The organism is Streptomyces alanosinicus, from assembly GCF_014650595.1.
GTDB classification, from domain to species: Bacteria; Actinomycetota; Actinomycetes; order Streptomycetales; family Streptomycetaceae; genus Streptomyces; species Streptomyces alanosinicus.
Map to the genome: position 1 here is coordinate 1 of NZ_BMVG01000107.1, position 3768 is coordinate 3768.

2 protein-coding genes and 1 pseudogene are annotated in these 3768 nt (G+C 64.8%); all 3 read right to left on the minus strand.

The window, feature by feature from the left end:
- Nucleotides 1-528: 528 nt before the first annotated feature.
- Nucleotides 529-1515, minus strand: coding sequence for a ParB N-terminal domain-containing protein (locus tag IE277_RS46280; RefSeq protein ID WP_189960103.1), 987 nt, complete (start codon nt 1513-1515; stop codon nt 529-531).
- Nucleotides 1516-2139: 624 nt separating this feature from the next.
- Nucleotides 2140-2802, minus strand: a pseudogene (locus tag IE277_RS46285) (IS701 family transposase); the annotation flags it as partial.
- A gap of 96 nt (nt 2803-2898) precedes the next feature.
- Nucleotides 2899-3768: ExeA family protein (locus IE277_RS46290; RefSeq protein ID WP_229882592.1), on the minus strand; the 870-nt coding region annotated here is incomplete at its 5' end.

The following is a 3768-nucleotide window of genomic DNA, read 5'->3' on the forward strand; positions in this document are numbered from 1 at the left end:
GCCACCACGGCGCCAGCCCGTTCACGCACGGAGAGGTAATCCACTGCAAGCGTCACGCTTGATTCACACCCTTTCATCTACAGGTGGCCGTGTTCCGTTCAGAACAAGGAGGACCCACTAGCGGAATTCGGCCGGGAAGGTGGACCTCCGAACAGTAAGCGTCAGACATTTGACCACTCAAGAGATTCCATGAACAAAAATCTGGAATCTCGCATTCCCGAACGGTGATGCAGGGCGGAACACAGAAGGCTAACTTCATGAATTGACTGCTACTGCGAGACGACCCGGTAATCTTTGACGAAGGCCGAACAAGGTGCCGGGTGAGAGCGCGGCAATTCAAAGCCGCACGAAAGCCGTGTGACGGGGTACGGAAGCAGCGCTGCGATCACCGCCTCTTCTACCGCCGGAACGGGGTCCAGCGCAGGGTTTTGAGCCGTGTGGTGGACTCGCTACCGGCGCTGCCGAGCAAGACAAGAGACGGCGAAGAGCAGCCGCGCGCGTTTCACCGGGGCGGGCTGCTGATTCTGGTCAGGATCCCTGCTCAAGGCTTTGGGCGACCTGAAGCCAGGCTTGTGCGTAGCTTCGCGCCACACGAGCCATGAGAGTGACGCGGTGCGGGGGTACACCGCGCACCAACTGCTGCCACTCGGCTGGCTCCGAGGGATGGATACTCAGCAGTCGCAGGAGGCTGCGACCTGCCCCTGAAAGACGCATGGACGGATCACTCCGAAGACTGCCCAGCGCAGCTGGGACGTCGGGGTCCGGCACTAGCGAACCCGAACGGGGTGTCCGTTCATCTCCAGCTTGTTCACCTCGCTCGGTTTGTCGCCAACTGCCGACGGTCGCCGCTGCGTTGTGCCGGAGCCTCGGCGGCAGTACGTCCCGCCCTTGGAGCATACGGTGGCGCACATCGCTCACGGTCGCCAATGAGATTCCCACCTGCTGCGCTATCCGTCGTAAAGGCGCTTCCGGTTCCTTCGCCAACAGCTCCGCAGCCAGGAGTCGTCCTTCGGCCGGATTCACCGGCCGCGCACGCCCGTCCATCCCCACTCTTTTGTTCAACCGGACATCGTCTGCGGTTGAACGCCCGCGGAGGGCGGCCACGGTCTTCGGCGCCAGGTATGTCACGCCTGCAATGCGTCGGTCGGACCAGTGCGGGTGAGACGTGATGATCCGCTTTGCGGCGGCCGCACGCTCGCTGAAAGAAAGCGGTTTGCCATGCGCTGAATTGAGCCGCACGGCAAGGATGAACGCTTCGTCCTCGCTGCCGTCGAAGTAGTGCACCTCGACCTCGACCTCACCGCGCAGCACGGCGGCGTGTATCCGATGCACCCCGTCAAGGACACGCATGGTCGCCCGGTGTACCACGACAGGCGGTAGGGGCACGTCCAGACCCGCAAGAGCCTTGACGTGGTCGGCATCCGCTCCGGAAATGCGTGGTGAGCTGACACCCGTCAGGCGGTGGACACGCACCCGGTGCACTTCCCGTCCGAGGTCGCCGTCCTGTCCTTCCATCTGTGGCGCGACCGCAGGCCGGGTGTCTTGCTCTGGCCGTGGCATGTGCGGCCGTCGCCGGTCCACTGCCATCACGCACCCTCCCTAGCCCTCCCCACAGGGTGAGCCGACCAAGCGCCCAGCTGTGGACTCATGAACAAGATCCAAGTGGCCTTATTTTCAAGACTGTTGCGATGGTTCTGCACGCTAGCGCATCGAGTGACCCTTTCAACTGGCGTAACTTGGTTACATTTCATAGGTGTTCACCTCTGTGGAACTGCGCCTGGGTGCACAGCAAGGAGGCTTGATGTCCCACGGAGCCGACCGCAGCCTGGCGGAAAAGCTCAACCAGCTCTTCGCGGTCGTCCGTTCCGGTGCCGGACGCGCCCACGCATGGATCGCCCACCCCGCAACTGGCGGATCCCTCGCCAGGATCGTGCTATGGGCAGACAGGGCGTGTCAACGATCGTTTTCAGCTAATCAACGATCATTGAAATGCTCCGATGTGCAGCACCCCAGCCCAACCCCGTGGCTGGCATCCGCTAGTAGGACTCCGTTAGGTTGAGGTGGATCTTGCGGGCTGGTGTCTGGTCCGTGGTCGGGGTAGGGGCTGGTGGCAGGTGGTGCAGATGCCGGTCCAGCAGTTCAGCAGGTCTTGGAGGGCGTCGAGGGTCTGGTAGAGGGTGAGGCCGGTGTGCGGGCTTTTGGGGAGAGCCGCTGTTCGGTGAGGAAGGCCTGGGCGGCGGTGACCAGAGTGACGTGGTGATGCCATCCGGTCCAGGAGCGGCCCTCGAAGTGGTCCAGGCCCAGGCCGTGCTTGAGTTCCCGGTAGTCGTGTTCGATCCGCCACCGGATCTTCGCCAGGCGGACCAGTTCGGTGAGCGGGGTGTCCTCGGGCAGACTGACCAGCCAGTAATCTGTGGGCTCTTCGGCCTGCTCAGGCCATTCCACCAGCAGCGTCACCTCGGGCAGGACACCATCCCAGTGACCGTGCTCGGCGGTGGCGGCGGCCTGGGCCAGGCGGCGGGAGCGGACTCCGGCCGGCCGTACCCGCAGCGCCAGGAAGCGTGAGCGCATCGGCCCGCGGGAGCCTTCCCGCCAGGTGACCTCGGTGAACGCCTGCCGTCCACAACTCGTGGCCAGGGCGGCCACCGAGGAGGGCTTGTCGCGGTAGCGGGGCTGCGCGTCATGGGGGTGGACGGTGATGTCCGAACGGACGGCCACCACGTAGTCGATGCCCCTGCCAGTCAGGCCGGCTCTGAAGTCGGCGTTCTGCCCGTAGCCGGCGTCGGCCACCACTGCTGTTAGGCGACACCGAGGATGAGCATGAGGGCGACGCTTTCGTTGTGGATGGGGTGGGGTGAAAACGACCCCGGCGGCCGTAGGCCGCCGGGGTTTTCGTGGTCATGGTGTCGCCTTCGTGTTCATTCTGTCGCGACGGTCTCGGTGACGGCGGCGCGGGCGGAGGACTCGTCGACGATGCTCTTCTGCTCGGTGAACGCGGCGATGAGGGACTGCCAGGCGATGTTGTTGACCGAGCGGGGCAGGCCGCGGCTGGTGGAGTGGATCAGATCGATCGGCGTCGTCGGAGAACAGGACGTCGGACCGTCCGGCGATGGTGAGGTGGTGTTTGACGTAGCTGGCGGTCTCGTCCTTGGTCATGTTGGGCAGCTGGTAGCTGACCGCGATCCGCTGTTCGAGGGCCGCCAGGACGCCGTGTTTCATCTTCTTGCGCAGGGTGGGCTGGCCGACCAGCAACACCGCGAACGGTGTGGTGGAGTCCATGTCGTAGTTGGTCAGCATGCGGATCGCGTCGAGCCGCTGGTGATCGAGGAGGTGGGACTCGTCGAGGACCAGGGCGGGGGTGCGTCCGCGTTCGTCGACCTCGGCGGCCAGGGCGGCGGACGCCTGAGCCGCGAGGGCGGCGAAGTGGTATTTCGGGGTGCCACCCAGGTGGGTGACGATCAGGTCGTAGAGGCCGCGCATGCCGGCCTCGGGGTTGGGCTGGTAAATCACGGTGAAACGGGCCGGGTCGAGAGAGGAGACGGCGCCCTTGACCGCGACGGTCTTGCCCGCGCCGACCTCGCCGGTGACCACGCCGATCGCCTTGTGGTTGATGCACCAGGCGATGCGGGCGGCGGCCTCTTTGTGGGAGTGGTGCTGGTGCAGCATCGAGGGGGCCAGGTCCCTGCCGAACGGGATGCGGGTGAAGCCGTATTCTCTGAACTCGGTTTGCTCGCCGTACGTGTTGGCGTCAGGACCTCTCGGAGGGTT

Coding starts and splice junctions, on each gene's coding strand:
- IE277_RS46280 (WP_189960103.1), bottom strand. CDS start 1,515: ATGGAAGGACAGGACGGCGACCTCGGACGGGAAGTGCACCGGGTGCGT.